Source organism: Allobosea sp., assembly GCF_030695125.1.
GTDB lineage: Bacteria > Pseudomonadota > Alphaproteobacteria > Rhizobiales > Beijerinckiaceae > Allobosea.
The window spans coordinates 1-15,673 of the sequence record NZ_JAUYTP010000031.1; the positions used below are offsets into that span (position 1 = coordinate 1).

Consider the following 15,673-nt stretch of genomic DNA (forward strand, 5'->3'; position numbering starts at 1 on the left):
TTCGAGGGCGTCTCCGTCACCGGCATCCCCGTCCACACGCTGGTGCGCGGCCGCTTCGTCCAGCGCGACCGCCAGCTCGTGCCCGAGACGAGCGGCTGGGGCCGGCAGGTCACCGCCATCCAGGCCATGCCGACACCCACCATCCGCAACGCCGACCAGACGCTGGCCGCCTGTTTGCAAGGGCCGGCCGGCAGCGCCAAGGGAGCGGCATCGTGAACATGGGCATCACCGACATCCGGCCGGTCGAAACCGGGCCGGCCTCGACCTTCATCGAGTTCGAGCAAGCCTCGATCACCTATGGCCGCGGGCCCAAGGCGATCCAGGCGCTTGCGCCGACCTCGCTGAAGATCGCCGAGGGGGAATTCGTTGCGTTGGTCGGCCCCTCGGGCTGCGGCAAGTCGACGATCCTGAAGATGGTCGGCGAATTGCTGGCCCCCTCGACGGGCCACGTCTTCGTCTCCGGCCGCGAAATCGGCGCGACGCCGATCCGCATCGGCATGGCCTACCAGAACCCGACACTGCTGCCCTGGCTCAACATCCGCGACAACGTCATGCTGCCGCTCAAGATCGTGCCGCCCTTCCGGCAGGGCTACCGGTCCAAGCGCAAGACCGAGTACCGCGACCGGGTCGAGGCGCTGCTGGCGCAGGTCGGGCTGGGCGGCTTCGGCGACAAATATCCCTGGCAGCTCTCCGGCGGCATGATGCAGCGCGCCAATCTCTGCCGCGCCTTGATCCACGATCCCGACCTCCTGCTGCTGGACGAGCCCTTCGGCGCGCTCGACCAGTTCACCCGCGAGGAGCTCTGGGCGATCATGCAGGACCTCTGGCTCTCCAAGAAGCTCACCGTGCTTTTGGTCACGCACGACCTCAAGGAGGCCGCCTATCTCGCCGACCGCATCTGCGTGATGAGCGCGAGGCCCGGCCGCATCCTCGACGATTCACCTGTCGCGCTGGCGCGGCCACGCACCATCGACATGACCTTCGAACCGGATTTCGTGGCGCTGAACCAGCGCCTGCGGGCGATGATCGTCGGCGCGCGGGGCGGCACCGGCATCGTCAACCACGCGCCCGGCGCGGCGTGAGGATCGTCCAGATGCAGCGCTCGTCACACCCTCCTCGTCATCCCGGACAAGCGGCGAAGCCGCGTCGATCCGGGATCCATTCCGGAGCCTTGCCGATTGAGGTTCAGGAATGGATCCCGGGTCTCGGCTTCGATCCGCCCAGGATGACGGCGCTTGGCAGATGCTTCGTTGGGATACGCATAAGGGGAAACCTCTGATGGAACGTCTCGGCGAGATCATCCGCGAGAAGGGCGCCTCGACGGCGCTCATCATCGGCGTCTTCCTGTTCTGGGAGCTGTTCTGCCTGATGGCGGGCATCTCCGACATCCTGCTGCCGCGCCCGACGCAGATCATCGCGGCGCTGATCCAGTACTGGCCGGCGATCTGGCCGCACACCTGGCAGACGCTCTACACCACGATCGTGGGCTTCAGCATCGGTGTCGTCATCGGCCTTTTGCTGGGCATCCTGATCGGCTCTTCCAAGCTCGCCTACGACACGGCCTACCCTCTGCTCGTCGGCTTCTCGTCGATCCCCAAGGTCGCGGTCGTGCCGATCTTCGTGCTCTGGTACGGCGCCGGCACGGTCCCGGCGATCCTGACCGCGATGATCATCTGCATCTTCCCGATCGTGGTGAACGTCGCGACCGGCATCGCCACCGTCGAGCCCGAGCTGGAAGACGTGATGAAGACGTTGAAGGCGTCGAAGACGGACATCCTCTGGAATGTCAGCCTGCCGCGCGCCATGCCGTATTTCTTCGCGGCGCTGAAGGTCGCGATCACGCTCGCCTTCGTCGGCTCGGTGGTGGCGGAGACGGTCGCCTCCAACCGCGGCATCGGCAACATGATGATGATCGCCTCGTCGAGCTTCAACGTGCCGCTCGTCTTCGCCGGTCTGTTCGTCCTCGCGGGCCTGGGTGTCTCGCTCTACGTGCTGTTCTCGCTGATCGAACGGCGCGTCACCGGCTGGGCCCATCGCAAGACCGATCTCGCCTCCGCCTGACCTCCCCCACCCGCAGCCCGAAGGAGCCCGCCATGCGTCGCCATTTCCTGAAAGCCACACTCGCCGCCGTGATGACCGCGAGCCTGGGCTTCGCCTTGCCCGCCCAGGCCCAGGCACCGACCAAGATCCGCTTCACGCTCGACTGGAAATACCAGGGCGTCCACTCCTGGTATTTCCATGCCAAGGAGAAGGGCTATTTCGCCGCCGAAGGGCTCGACGTCACGATCGACCAGGGCGACGGCTCGGCTGCGACCGTGACCCGCATCATGGGCGGCGCCTATGACGCCGGCTTCGGCGACATGAACGCGATCATCCAGCAGTCCGTGAACAAGCCGGGTGAGCAGCCGGTGATGGTCTACATGATCTATAACAAGGCGCCCTTTGCGATCATTCACAAGGTCGATGGCCCGATCAAGACGCTGAAGGACCTCGAAGGCCGCAAGCTGACCTCGCCGGCGGGCTCGGCGACGCACCGGCTGTTCCCGATCTTCGCCAAGCTCAACGGCATCGACGCCAGCAAGGTCGAGGTCGTCAACATCACGCCTTCCGTCCAGGAGATGATGATGGTGCAGGGCCAGGTCGATGGCGGCTTCGTCTTCACCGTGACCTCCTACATGAACCTGATCGGGATGAAGCAGAACCCTGAGAAGGACTACAAATTCATCATGTATTCCGACCACGGCATCGAGTCCTACTCGAACGGCGTGATGGTCTCGCAGAAGCTGATCAAGGAGAACCCGAAGGCCGTCGCCGGCCTGGTCCGGGCCATCAACAAGGCGATGCTCGAACTCGCCGCCAACCCGGCCGAGGGCGGCAAGGTGATGAACCGCGTCGAGCCGACGGTAAATGCCGAGATCGAGGCCCAGCGCATCGCCTTCACCTACAAGGCGCATATGCTGACACCCGAAACCGAAAAGCTCGGCGCCGGTGACGTCTCCGATGCGCGGATGACCAAGGCGATCGCGCAGATCGGCGAGGCCTTCGAGCTCAAGAGCACGCCGAAGGTCGAGGACGTGTTCAACCGCTCCTTCCTGCCGCCGCTGGCCGAGCGCAAGATGCCCGCGCCCAAGAGCTGAGCATCGCCGCCAAGCTCCCTTTGCGGAGCCTCGCCGGGCGCGCCACCGGGCGCCCGGCCCTTTCCCCGGCAGCATCGCGAACGGACGGGCCCGACATGATCGTGCTGAGCGAGGCCGACATCCGGGCCCTGATCCGCCCAACCGAGGCCGTGGCCCTGGCCGTGGAGGCCTTCAGGCTGACGGCCGCGGGCAGCGCTCTCGCCCTGCGCGGCGATCTGCGGGCCGAAGAGCCGCGTCGGGGCTGCCTGCTGCTGACCGGCAGCGCCGGGCCCGACAGCCTGTCGATCAAGAGCAATGTCCACGCCCAGCCCGAGACGCCCGATGCGCCACGCCGCTGGGCGAGCCTGCTCACCCTCTGGGACTGGCAGCGTGCAGAACCGCGCGCGCTGATCTCCGCCGGGCTGTTCAACGAGCACCGCACCGCGGCGGGCTTCGCCGCCGGCCTCGACCGGCTCGCCGCCCCCGACGCCACGACGGCCGCGATCTTCGGCGCCGGCCGCAGCGCTCCCCTCGCGGCGCTCTATCTCAAGATCGCGCGGCCCTCGCTGAAGCGCCTGTATCTGGTCGGTCGTTCGCCGCAGCGGCTGGCGGCCCTCGCAGCGAACCTGGCCGGCGAACCCGCTATGGCCGATGTCGAGCTGATCACCACCGCGACGCCGGCTGAAGCGGTCGCCGCAAGCGAGATCGTCGTCACCGTCACGACCTCCGAGGAACCCGTCTTCCCCGGCAAGGCCGCCCGACCGGGCGCCTGCATCGTGCTCGGCGGCGCCAACCGCCCGGGCGCGCGCGAGGCCGATGACGAGTTGATCCGGCGGGCCGACATCTATCTCGACGCCCGCGCGGACGCCTTCGCGAAGGCGGGCGATCTCGTCCAGTCAAAGGCCTCCGGCGCGCTCGACCCCGCCCGCATCCGCGCCGAGATCGGCGCGCTGCCGGGCGGCGCGCTGCCGTTCAGCCCCGGCGCCGACCTGACGGTCTTCAAGTCGATGGGCCTGCCGCTGCAGGACGTGCTGCTGGCGGAGGCCCTGGTGACGAAGGCGCTGGCCTGCGGCCTGGGCACGCCGGTCGACCTGCAGGGGGCGCCATGACCGAAGCGACGATCCTGATCCGCGGCGCGCGCATTCTGGCCGGCGCGCAGGCGGCGACGACGCCGATCGGCGACATCCTGATCCGCGGCAACACCATCGTCGCGGTCGGCGAAGTGCCGCCGCAATCGCCGGGATCGATCGACCGCGAGATCGACGGGCGCGGCCTGCTCGCGGCGCCCGGCCTGATCAACGCGCATATGCATTCGCAGTCGTCGACGATGTCGGGCTTCGCCGACGGGCTGAGCCACCCGGCCTTCATGTGGCTGACGCAGGCCCATACCTCACGCCGCACGCCGCAGGAGATCCGGCTGGCGGTGCTGCTGTCGGCGGCACAGATGCTGACGACCGGCACGACCGCGCTGATCGACCATTTCCCCGGACAGCGCTTCAGCACCGCCGACATGGACGCCGTGCTCGCAGCCTGGGAGGAGACCGGCCTGCGCACGACGCTGGCCATGCGCTTCTTCGATGGGGTCTTTTCCGACATCATCCCCGCCGGCATCGAGGTGCCGGCCTCGGTCACGGCGCTGGTCAGCGGTTCCGGGCTGCTGGCGCCGCATCCGCTGGCCGAGCTGCGCGAGCAGATGCCTGACCTCATCACCCGCTGGCACGGCCGCTCGGGCCGCATCGGGCTCTGCCCCGCCCCCTCCAACCCGGACCGCTGCAGCGACGAGGCGCTGCTCTTCTGCGCCGAGCTGGCGCAGCGCCACGACCTGCCCATCCACACCCATCTGCTGGAGACGAAGGCCCAGGCGCGGATCGCGCGGGAGCGCTATGGCGAGAGCACGGTGGCCCATCTCGAACGCCTCGGAATCCTCTCCGACCGCTGGTCCTGCGCCCATGCGATCTGGCTCGACGAGGCCGACATCGCCCTGATGGCGCAGCGCCAGGCCATCGCCGTCCACAATCCCGAAAGCAATGCCCGCATCGGCACGGGGCGGATGCGGACGCCGGAGATGCTGGCGGCGGGCGTGCCGATCGCGCTGGGCACCGACGGCTCCGGCGCCAACGACAACCTCGTCATGCAGGAGGCGATGCGCGCCGCCGCGCTGCTGCACCGGTCCGACCTGCCCGATCGGCGCCAATGGGTCAGCGCGCGCGATGCCTTGCGCATGGCGACGCTGGAGGGTGCTCGCGCGATCAGGCTGGCGGGGCAGCTGGGCGAGATCGCGCCGGGCCAGCTCGCCGACATCGTGCTCTACCGGCTCGACGCGCCCTGGTGGCGCCCGCTCAACGACGCCGCCTCGCAGCTCGTCTTCGCCGAGACCGGCGCCGCCGTGACGACTGCGATTGTCGATGGCCGCGTCGTGCTCGAGGATGGCAGGATCACGACCTTCGACGCCGAGGCCGCGCTCGCCGAGATCGAGGGCATGGAGGCAACCCTGCGCCTGCGCAACGCCGACCTGTTTGCCGCCGCCGATGCCATTGCGAGGGCCGTCCGATGAGCACGATCGTCGATCTCGTCATCCGCGACGCGCTGCTTGTCACCCCCGACGCGAGCCGCCCCGGCGCGGTCGCGGTCGCGGGCGGCCGCATCGTCGCGATCGGTCGCAGCGAGGCGATGCCGGCTGCGCGGCGGGTCATCGACGCCGGCGGGCGGCCGCTCATCCCGGGCGCGCTCGATGTCCACACCCATGTCCGCGAGCCCGGCTTCTCGCACAAGGAGACCTGGGCGACGGCCACCGCCGCGGCGGCGGTGGGCGGCGTCACCACGATCTTCGATATGCCCAATACCGACCCGCCGACGGCAAATGCCGCCGCGGTGCGGGAGAAGATCGCCATCGCCGCCCCGCAGGCTCATGTCGATTTCGGCGTCTACGGCTATGTCGGCGAAACCAATCTCGCCGATCTGCAGTCGATGGCCGATGCCGGCGCCAGCGCCTTCAAGCTCTTCCTCGGCAGCGACAATCCGCTCGTCCCCTGCCCGAACGACGGCGCCGTGCTCGATGCGCTGGCGCTGATCCGGCAGACCGGCCTGCGCTGCACCGTCCATGCCGAGAACACGCCGATCCTGACCTGGCGCGGGGCGCAGATGAAGGCCGCCGGTCGCGACGACCTCGCCGCCCATCTCGCCCAGCATGCCGACATCGCCACCGTCGAGGCGGTGCAGCGGATCGCCTTGTTTGCGGAATGGACGGGCTGCAAGGTCCACATCGCCCATGAGAACTGCCGCCACGCCTTGCCGGTGATCGCGGCGGCCAAGCGGCACGGCGTCGCCATCACCGCCGAGACCTGCCCGCACTATCTGTTGCTGAGCATGGACGACGCCGAGCGTGCCGGCGGCAACGCGCTGCGGGTCAAGCCGCCGGTGCGCGAAGCGGGCCATGCCGACGCGCTCTGGGCTGCCGTTCTCGACGGCACGATCGACATGATCTCGACCGACCATGCCCCGCATCCGGTTGAGGAAAAGCACCGCGCCTCGATCTGGGAGACCTCGCCGGGCTTCCCGGGCGTCGAGACCTCGATGCGCCTGATGCTGACCGAGGTCGCCGCCGGGCGACTGACGCTGAAGCACTACGTCAAACTGGCCTGCGAGGCCCCGGCGCGCGCCTTCGGGCTCTGGCCGCGCAAGGGCGCCCTGCTGGTCGGCGCCGATGCCGATCTCGTCCTGCTCGATCTCGACCATCGCGCGCCGATCCGCGGCGCGACCTTCCAGTCCAAGGGCAAGGTCACGCCCTTCGAGGGGCGCGAAACCCAAGGCCGCGCCGCGATGACCTTTGTGCGCGGCACCTGCGTGGCGCAGGACGGGCAGGTCACCGCCCCTCCCGGCAGCGGCCAACATCTGCGGTTGCGCTGACGAGGACGGACCGCCGCCCCCTCACCGACATCATGGTCGAAGGGGCGCCCCTGCGAGAGGCTGGGAAAGAGGCCTGGTTCCCGCGACGCGGACAGAGGGCGTTCAGGCGAAGGCCTGTCGCGACACCTCGAAGAACGCCGCCACCGCCCCCCTCGGCCGCAGATCCGGGAGCGTGACGAGATACTCCCCCGCCGCCATCGCCGCCTCATCGACCGGCACGCCGCGCAGGCGCGGATCGCTGCCGCGCTCGCGGCTCAGCACGACCCCGAGGCCAAGGCCGGCAGCGACCGCCTCCTTGACCGCCTCTCGGCTGCCGAGCACCAGCGCCGGCGTGATTTCAACGCCGCGTGCGGCCATCCCGCGCTCGAAGAGGTGGCGCGTCATCGACCCCTCCTCCCTGAGAACGAAGCGCTCGCCGCCCAGTTCGGCCGGGTTCACGCTCGCGCTGTCCCACCAGCGATGGCCGGCCGGAACCAGGATCTCGATGTGCTGGTCGACCAACTTTTCGCAGATGAAGCCATCTGCGGGAGCCGTCAGCGTCACGATCACGACATCGATGCGATGGTCGGAGAGCAGGCCCAGCAGGCGGCTGGAATTGTCGAAGCGGACGTCGAGGCGCAGGCCCGGATGAAGCGCTGAGAAGCGCTGCAGGATCGGCATCGCGATGAAGGGCGCACAGAGACCCAGCGCCAGATGGCCCGAGCGCAGCGCCCGTCCGCTCTCCATCCGCGCGCCGAGATCGTCGAGCGTCAGGATGGCCTCCCGGACCTTGGGCAGCAGGTCACGGCCGTCGCGGGTCAGTTCGACGCCGGTGCCGGTGCGCAGGAAGAGGCGTGCGCCAAACGCCTGCTCCAGCGCCTTCACATGCTGCGTGATGGCAGGCTGGCTGACGCCGAGCGCCTGGGCGGCGGCCGAGAAGCCGCCATGGGTGGCGATGGCGTGGAAGGCGCGGAGCTGGGCGAAATTCACGGCATGTCCTGTTTTTGAATAAGCCTGACTTCACATGACCGTCACAGACTTAAGCATAACTTATATGACCGTCGGCCCAAGCCGGCATCCGCATGCGTCTGGAGCACGTCATGGCCAATTCGACATCCGGTTTCATCGGTCTTGCCGCCGCCCTTGCGATGACGCTGTCAGGGAGCCTGGTCCAGGCGGCCGAAGTCGTCATCTACAACGCCTCCGACAGCGTCAACTCCGCCCTCGTCGCGGCGTTCAAGGCCAAGCACCCGGGAATCGACGTCAAATTCGTGTCCGGCTCCACCGGGCCCATCACCGAGCGCGCCATCGCGGAGAAGGGCAATCCGCAGGCCGACGTCGTCTATCTCGTCAACAACGATGCACTGGAGCAGCTGAAACAGGCCGGCGTGTTCGAGCCCTATGCGCCCAAGGCCTCCAAAATCGCCGCCGATTTCCGCGAGCCCGACGGCTTCTACACCAAGCATTTCGCCACGACGATGTGCATGGTCGTCAACAAGGACCGGCTGGCGCAGAAGAAGCTGCCGATGCCCACCACCTGGGAAGACCTGATCAAACCGGTCTACGCCAAGGAGATCTCGCTGCCCTCGCCTTTGAAGTCCGGTACCGGCGGCGCCATCCTGACCACCTTCGTCGATGCCTTCGGCTGGCCCTTCGTCGAGAACCTCAACGAGAACGTCTATCAGTACGCCGATGGCGGCTCGGGCGGGGCGGAACTCGCCTCGGTCGGCGAGATCGCCATCGGCCTGTCCTTCGACACGACCTGCTACAAGCTCAAATCCGCCGGCCGGCCGGTCGAGATCGTGTTCGGGCGCATCACGCCCAACATCACCGAGGGCGGCGGGCTCGTTGCGGGCGGACCGAACCCGAAGGAAGGCAAGATCTTCCTCGATTTCATGGCGAGCGACGACGCGGCCAAGGTGCTCGGCAAGGTCGTTGGTGCGACGGCGGTTCCCGGCCACGGCCTGGTCGATCTCAGCCAGATCACGCTCTGGAAAATGCGCCGCCCCGTCGATGTGCCCGAGTTCCGCAAGGCCTTCGCCAGCCGGATCCTGAAGCAGTGACGGATGCGACCAACACGGTGGCGATGGGGCCGCTCGCGGAAGGCGGGCCGCCCCATCTCGCCGTCGAGGCGGTCAGCAAGGCCTATGGCGACGCCGTCGCCGTCGATGGTGTGTCACTGTCCCTGCGGCGCGGCGAGTTCGTCACGCTGCTCGGCGATTCCGGCTGCGGCAAGACCACGCTGCTGCGGATCATCGCCGGCTTTGCGAGGCCGGATGCCGGCCGGGTCCGCCGCTCCGGGCAGGACATCACGGATCTCGGCCCGGCCAAGCGCCGGCTCGGCTTCGTTTTCCAGTCCTATGCGCTGTTCCCGACCAAGACCGTGGCGGAGAATATCGGCTTCGCGCTGTCGCTGAACGGGAGATCGCGTGGCGAGACCCGCGCGCGCGTCGGCGAACTGGCGGCGATGGTCGAGCTCGGCCATCTGCTCCAGCGCTATCCGGGAGAACTGTCGGGTGGTCAGCAGCAGCGCGTCGCGCTGGCCCGCGCCCTCGCCAGCGAGCCCGAGGCGCTTCTGCTGGACGAGCCGATGTCGGCGCTCGACGCCCGCATCCGCGGCAAGCTGCGGCAGGAACTGCGCGACCTCGTGCACCGGCTCGGCCTGACCACGCTCTACGTCACGCATGACCAGGACGAGGCGATGGCGCTGTCGGACCGGGTCGCGGTGATGCGTGCGGGCCGGATCGAGCAGATCGGCACGCCGTCGGAGATCTATCACCGCCCGGCCTCGCGGTTCGTGGCGCAGTTCGTCGGGTCGTCGAACCTGATCGAAGGCCGCGTCGTGGCCGGCGGCGTCGACAGCGGCGGCGCGCTCTGGCCGGTCGACTGGCCGGCGCCGCCCGAGATCGGCAGGGTCGTCACCGTGCTCTACCGGCCCGAGCATCTGGCGATCGAGGCCGGGGGGACGCGCGGGATCGGCGGGACGATCGTCGCTTCGACCTTCATGGGCGCCATCATGCGCCACCATCTGCGGGTGGGCTCGGGCGATACGATCATCGTCGACCTGCCCTCGCTCGCGCCGGAGGCGAGGCTGCCCGTCGGCCGCACCGTCGCGATCCTGCCCGATTCCCGCCATGCCGTTCCGCTTGCGGGCGCGGGCGCGATCTCCGTGCCGGCACCGGCGCGAGCCGCCGCGTGAGGTCGCAGCCACTAACGCTGCCCGGCTTCGTCGTCACGATCATCGTGGCGGCGCTGCTCGGCATCTTCATCGCCTATCCGATCGGTTCCGTCCTAGTCGAGAGCCTCGTCGTCAGGGGGCCGATGCCGCTGCCGCGCCTCCAGGCGGTGACGACGGAGGCGCTGGCGCTGCTTCCCGAGGAGGAGCGCGAATCCTCGGTTCGCCGCTGGGTCGCCGCCGCGACCGAAAAGGAGCATGTCGAGGCCACGGCCGCCGCCTTCGCCCTCGTCGGCGAGCCCGTCGCCTGGGACCGGCAGGCGCCCTATTCGCAGCAGGCGCGCGACATGGAGGCGGTCCTGAAGGCCGTGGGCGGCGACACACGCGCGGCCGTCGCCGCAGCCTATCCGACGGCTCACATCATGCTGCACAAGCGCATCGCGCTCGCCTTCAAGGTGCGCGACGCCATCGGCCCCGCCGGGTTCGACCGGCTGCGCAGCGGCAGCGAGAGCCGGATCGGCGTCGACCACTACCTGGCGGTGATGCAGGAGCGCTATCTGCGGCAGGCGGCGCTGAACAGCCTGATGCTGGCCAGCCTGACGGTGCTGGCGACCGTCTCGCTCGCGCTGATGCTGGCTTATGGCATTAATGCCGGCGCCATTCCCTGGCCGAACGCGACGCGCTCGCTCCTGCTGCTCCCGCTGGTCGCGCCGCCGGTCCTGGTCGCGACCGCGACGCTGATGCTGTTCGGCCGGCGCGGGCTCGTGACCTTCTCCCTGCTCGACCAGACGCTGGGCCTGATCGACGCGGACGAGACCAATCTCTACGGGTTCTTCGGAGTCGTGCTGGCGCAGAGCGTCTCGTGCCTGCCTGCGGCTCTGATCGTGTTCGACAATGTCCTGCGCAAGCCCAATGGCCGGCTCGACGAGGCGGCCGCCAATCTCGGCGCGGGCCATCGCCGCATCTTCACGCAGGTGACGCTGCCTTTGGCCTGGCCGGCGATCAAGCGCGCCGCCGTTCTCGTCTTCATCCTGAGCCTGACCGATTTCGGCAATCCGGCCCTGCTCGGCGGCGACATGCCGGTGCTGGCCGGCGTGGTCTACGACCAGATCCTGGCCTATCGGAACACGCCTCTGGCGGCCGCGCTCTGCGTCTGGCTGCTGGTGCCGCCGCTCCTGCTCTATGCCGGGCTCGAATGGTTCGGCCGGCGCAAGAGCTACGCCGTGAGCGACGCCGGGGGCCGTTCCGAACTGGCGATGCCCGCCGCCTGGCGGTTGTCGCTGACGATCGCGGCCGGCGCCGTCGGTCTCTTGATCGCGACGATCTATGTGACGATGGCGCTTGGCGCGGTCACCCGCATCTGGGGCGTCGACTGGCGCCTCACGCTCGGACATTTCTCGGGCGCGGGCGTCGATACCGGGCTGTCGGGCTCGGGCTATGGCAGTTCCGAGCGCGGGCTCGGGCTGGTCTGGGACAGTTTCAGGATTGCGGCGATGGCGGCGCCGCTCGGTGGGCTTCTCGGCATCGTCATCGCCTATGTCGTCGAAAGGCTGCGCCCGCCCGGCCGCAGCGTGATCGCCAGCCTCGCTCTGATCCCGGCGATCCTGCCCGGCATCATCTTCGGCGTCGGCTACATCATCGCCTTCAACGCGCCGCTGGGCTTCAAGAGCCTGTCCCTGACCGGGACCTCGGCGATCCTCGTCATCAATGTGCTGTTCTCGAACCTGTTCGTCGGCTTCCTGGCGGCGCGCGCGGCCCTGCAGCGGCTCGATCCCGCCGTCGACGAGGCGGCGGAAAGCCTCGGCGCGGGACTGGTCTCGCGCTTCTGGCGCGTCACCCTGCCGATGCTGCGGCCGGCGCTGCTGCTCGGCACGCTCTATGTCTTCATCGACGCGTTGACCACCTTCTCGTCGGTGATCTTCCTGATCTCGGGCCATCACAAGCTGGCCTCGGTGGCGATCTTCAACCACGCGGTCTCCGGCGATTTCGGGCAGGCCGGCGCCAAGAGCGTCGCGCTGCTGGCACTCGCGCTCGCGGCCATGTCGCTGGTCTGGCTGATCGAGCGCCAGCCTGAGCGTCGCCGCGAGCGGGCGGCTTCGAAGCCTGCTGCCGTCGCGCCGGATGCGAGCTTGCGGCCGGCCATGGAAGGCCTGGCGCGATGAGCGGAGACCTCGTCGCGCGCGATGCCGCTGCCTTCTTCCATCAGGATGGCTCCAGCCCCTGCGTCTCCGCCCTGCACGGAGTCGATGGCGTCTGGCTGGAGGACGAAGATGGTCGCCGGCTGCTCGACCTGCACGGCAACACCGCCCATCATATCGGCCATGCGCACCCCGAACTGATCGCCGCGCTCAAGGACCAGCTCGACACGCTGCCGTTCTCGCCCCGGCGCTTCACCAACGAGCCGGCGGTGGCGCTGGCGGAGACACTCCTGTCGAAATGGCCGGGGCCGCCGGCCCGCGCCCTGTTCGCCACGGGCGGCTCGGATGCGATCGAGATCGCCCTCAAGCTCGCCCGCGTCGCAACCGGCAAGCACGAGACGATCTCGATCGAGGGCTCCTATCACGGGCATGGCTTTGGCGCCTTTGGCCTGTCGCGCGCCGCGCCGGACGCGAGGCTGGGCCCGTTCCTGCCTGGACGGCACCATGTCACGCCCTACTGGCATCAAGATGACGGCGCCCTGCGGATGGTCGCGGATGTCCGGCGGGCCCTGGAGGCGTCCTCCCGGATCGGTGCGCTGATCGCCGAGCCGATCCGCTCGAACTGCCATGTGCCGCCGCCCTGGCTCTGGCCCCAGATCCGGCAGCTTTGCGACGCCCATGGCGTCCTGCTGATCTTCGACGAAATCCCGTCGGGCCTCGGCAAGACCGGCCGCTTCTTCGCCTTCGAGCATGTCGGCGCGACGCCCGACGCCGTCGTGCTCGGCAAGGCGCTCGGCGGCGGCATCCTGCCGATCGCAGCGGTGATCGCCGATGCGCGCCTCAACCTGGCGCCCGAGCTTTCGCTCGGCCACTACACCCATGAGAAGAACCCGATGACGACGCGGGCGGCGCTGACCACGATCGAAATCATCGAGCGGGACGGACTAATCGCACGCGCTGCAGGGCTGGAACGCGAGCTTCATTCGCGCGTGGCTGTGATGCGCAAGGACAATCCCCTCGTCGATCACATCCGCGGCAAGGGCCTGCTGCTCGCCATCGGTCTCGATCCCGAGCGCGTGAACGCGGCCCGCCTGCCGATTGCCACCGTCGTCCACCTTCTGCGCGAGCACGGGCTGTCAGCGACGGCCAAGGATCCATCGAGCTTTGGATTCTCGCCGCCGTTGACCATCACGGACGCTGAACTCGATTGGGCTCTCGACCGCCTTCAGGAGGCGATGATGGCCGCTTCCGAGCTCACAGCCCCGGGGAGTGCAGCGATACAAAATGGTTCACGCCAGCGCCTGAACCTGGATCTCGACGAGGATGTCATCGGCGGCCAGGCGTGACTCGACGGTCGCGCGGGCCGGCGGCTGCGTCCGGTCCACCCAGGCTTCCCAGGCTGCGTTCATCTCGGCGAAGGTCGAAATGTCCTTGAGCCAGATATTGGCGACGACGATGCGGGTCTTGTCGGTTCCGGCGAGCGCCAGATAGCCGTCGATCTGCGCGAGGATGTCCGCCGTCTGCTCCTTGACCCCGCCGCTGCGGTCCTTGGCGGTCAGGCCCGAGAGAAAGGCGAAGCCGTTGGCGACGAGGACCTTGCTCAGCCGTCCGGTGATTTCATGGCGCGTGATCATGGGGGTCTCCTCGGGGAAAAGCGGGGGGTGGCGAAGGTCCGGCGCCTGTGTCCGCGATCCGGGCGCCGATGGCAATGCGCAGCCGTCAGCGAGCGAGCATGAGGTCGGCCGCACGTTCGCCCACCATCATCGCGGGCGCATTGGTGTTGCCTGATGGAATCGTGGGGAAGATCGAGGCGTCGGCGACGCGCAGGCTTTCAAGTCCGTGGACCCGCAATTGCGGATCGACCACGGAGTCGGCGGGGTCGGGCCCCATGCGGCAGGTGCCGCAGGGGTGAAAGACCGAATAGGCCTGCTGGCGGATCGACTGGAGCAGCGCCGCATCGTCGGCGCAGTGCGGGCCGGGCTTGATCTCGCTCTCGATCAGGGCGGCGAAGGTCGGCGTCGCTGCGAGCCGGCGCAGGAAGCGGGCCCCGGCGAGGATGTCGACGACGTCGCGCGGGTCGGACAGATAGTTCGGCGCGATCTCGGGCGCGACGCGCGGGTCGGCGGAGCGGATCGCGACATGGCCGCGGCTGTGGGGCCGGCAGGGGGAGACGCTGGTGCTGAAGCCGGGAAAGGGATCGGGCTTCATCAGCGCCCGCACGCCGGGCAGCGCCCGCTCATAGCTCAGCGGCGAGAAATAGAGCTGCATGTCGGGCCGGTCGAGATCTGGCCGCGTTTTCAGATAGCCGCCGCCCTGGTTGACACTGAGCGAGAGCGGACCACGCCGGTGCAGGAGATAGGTCAGCGCCATGCCGATGCGGCCGGGCCAGGACAGGAGGTCCTCGTTCAGGCTCGGGCGCTGCGACCGGTAGACATGGTCGTAGCAGAGATGGTCCTGCAGATTCCGGCCGACCGCCGGAAGCGCCTGCACGGTCGCGATGCCGTGCCGGGCGAGCGCGTCCGGCGCGCCGATGCCCGAGAGTTGCAGCAGTTGGGGTGAGTTGATCGCGCCGGCGGCGACGACGATCTCGCCTTTGGCGCGGTAGCTCACGCGCTGCGCGCCTCGCCACCCTTCGACCCCCACGGCGCGCGTCCCCTCGAACAGGATGCGCGAGACGAGGATGCCGGTTTCGACCTTGACGCGTCCGCTCCGGCGGGCCGGGTGCAGATAGGCGCGGGCCGCGGATTCGCGCAGGCCGCCGCGTGTGGTGATCTGGTAGACGCCGGCGCCCTCGCAGGTCTCGCCGTTCAGATCCGGATTGAAGGGCAGTCCGGCTTCCTGGGCCGCCTGGACGAACAGCGGCGTCAGGGGATGCACGGCTTTCGAGATGTCTTCCACATGCAGCGGGCCGCCGGCGCCATGCCAGGCCGAGGCGCCAAGCGCGTGGTCCTCCATGCGCCGGTAGGTGGCGAGCACGTCGCGCCAGCCCCAGCCGGGATTGCCCATGCGCGCCCAACCGTCGAAATCCTCGGCCTGGCCGCGCATGTAGACCATGGCGTTGATGGCGCTCGACCCTCCGACGACCTTGCCGCGCGGCTGGTAGATTTCCCGCTCGGCGAGACCGGGCTGGCGTTCCGTCCGGTACATCCAGTTGAGGCGCGGGTGGTAGAAGGTCTTGCCGTAGCCGATCGGCAGATGCAGCCACGGGTTCAGGTCGCGCGGGCCGGCTTCCAGCACGAGGATGCGGTCGCGCCCGGACAGAGCCAGACGCCCGGCCAGCGCACAACCGGCCGAACCGGCGCCGATGACGATGACGTCCCACTCCTCCAAGGCGAACTCCCTGCCGGCTTCGATCGTTT

General features: G+C 68.9%; 13 protein-coding genes and 1 pseudogene. 11 read left to right on the plus strand and 3 right to left on the minus strand.

The features are described 5' to 3' along the window. The 7 genes and pseudogenes from Q8S38_RS11925 to Q8S38_RS11955 all read left to right on the plus strand — a co-directional run. Positions 1-216 (plus strand): annotated as a pseudogene (locus tag Q8S38_RS11925) (hypothetical protein); the annotation flags it as partial. Positions 217-218: 2 nt separating this feature from the next. After that, on the plus strand, positions 219-1,082 hold the full coding sequence (locus Q8S38_RS11930) for an ABC transporter ATP-binding protein (RefSeq protein WP_305680949.1): 864 nt from the start codon (positions 219-221) through the stop codon (positions 1,080-1,082). A gap of 196 nt (positions 1,083-1,278) precedes the next feature. After that, positions 1,279-2,061, plus strand: a complete 783-nt coding sequence (locus Q8S38_RS11935; RefSeq protein ID WP_305680650.1) for an ABC transporter permease — start codon at positions 1,279-1,281, stop codon at positions 2,059-2,061. A 32-nt stretch (positions 2,062-2,093) separates the two neighbouring features. Further along, positions 2,094-3,137 carry an ABC transporter substrate-binding protein gene (locus tag Q8S38_RS11940; protein WP_305680651.1) on the plus strand — a complete coding sequence of 348 codons (1,044 nt, stop codon included), beginning with the start codon at positions 2,094-2,096 and terminating at the stop codon, positions 3,135-3,137. 95 nt (positions 3,138-3,232) lie between these two features. Next, positions 3,233-4,225, plus strand: a complete 993-nt coding sequence (locus Q8S38_RS11945; protein ID WP_305680652.1) for an ornithine cyclodeaminase family protein — start codon at positions 3,233-3,235, stop codon at positions 4,223-4,225. After that, entirely contained in the window at positions 4,222-5,670 is a 1,449-nt protein-coding gene (locus Q8S38_RS11950; RefSeq protein ID WP_305680653.1) for an amidohydrolase family protein, read from the plus strand. Before Q8S38_RS11945 ends, Q8S38_RS11950 begins: the two co-directional genes overlap by 4 nt. Then, entirely contained in the window at positions 5,667-7,022 is a 1,356-nt protein-coding gene (locus Q8S38_RS11955; RefSeq protein ID WP_305680654.1) for a dihydroorotase, read from the plus strand. Before Q8S38_RS11950 ends, Q8S38_RS11955 begins: the two co-directional genes overlap by 4 nt. Positions 7,023-7,124: 102 nt before the next feature. Here the strand turns inward: Q8S38_RS11955 and Q8S38_RS11960 are convergent, their stop codons facing one another. After that, positions 7,125-7,991, minus strand: a complete 867-nt coding sequence (locus Q8S38_RS11960) for a LysR substrate-binding domain-containing protein (RefSeq protein WP_305680655.1) — start codon at positions 7,989-7,991, stop codon at positions 7,125-7,127. Between the two features lie 110 nt (positions 7,992-8,101). On the opposite strand from Q8S38_RS11960, the gene Q8S38_RS11965 reads away from it, so the two are divergent. From Q8S38_RS11965 to Q8S38_RS11980, 4 genes are read left to right on the plus strand one after another with little or no spacing between them, the layout of a single operon-like run. After that, positions 8,102-9,064 (plus strand): extracellular solute-binding protein, encoded by a 963-nt coding sequence (locus Q8S38_RS11965; protein ID WP_305680656.1) that lies wholly within the window; start codon positions 8,102-8,104, stop codon positions 9,062-9,064. Beyond that, a complete protein-coding gene (locus Q8S38_RS11970) occupies positions 9,061-10,200 on the plus strand; it encodes an ABC transporter ATP-binding protein (protein ID WP_305680657.1) in 1,140 nt (379 codons plus the stop codon). The genes Q8S38_RS11965 and Q8S38_RS11970 overlap by 4 nt, the downstream gene beginning before the upstream one ends. After that, entirely contained in the window at positions 10,197-12,338 is a 2,142-nt protein-coding gene (locus tag Q8S38_RS11975) for an ABC transporter permease (protein WP_305680658.1), read from the plus strand. The genes Q8S38_RS11970 and Q8S38_RS11975 overlap by 4 nt, the downstream gene beginning before the upstream one ends. Next, positions 12,335-13,660 carry an aminotransferase class III-fold pyridoxal phosphate-dependent enzyme gene (locus Q8S38_RS11980; protein ID WP_305680659.1) on the plus strand — a complete coding sequence of 442 codons (1,326 nt, stop codon included), beginning with the start codon at positions 12,335-12,337 and terminating at the stop codon, positions 13,658-13,660. Before Q8S38_RS11975 ends, Q8S38_RS11980 begins: the two co-directional genes overlap by 4 nt. Here the strand turns inward: Q8S38_RS11980 and Q8S38_RS11985 are convergent. After that, a complete protein-coding gene (locus tag Q8S38_RS11985) occupies positions 13,604-13,948 on the minus strand; it encodes a RidA family protein (protein ID WP_305680660.1) in 345 nt (114 codons plus the stop codon). The genes Q8S38_RS11980 and Q8S38_RS11985 overlap by 57 nt on opposite strands. An 85-nt stretch (positions 13,949-14,033) precedes the next feature. Further along, the gene (locus tag Q8S38_RS11990; protein WP_305680661.1) at positions 14,034-15,644 is read right to left on the minus strand and encodes a GMC family oxidoreductase; all 1,611 of its coding nucleotides are present in this window, start codon (positions 15,642-15,644) and stop codon (positions 14,034-14,036) included. Between the last annotated feature and the right edge of the window lie 29 nt (positions 15,645-15,673).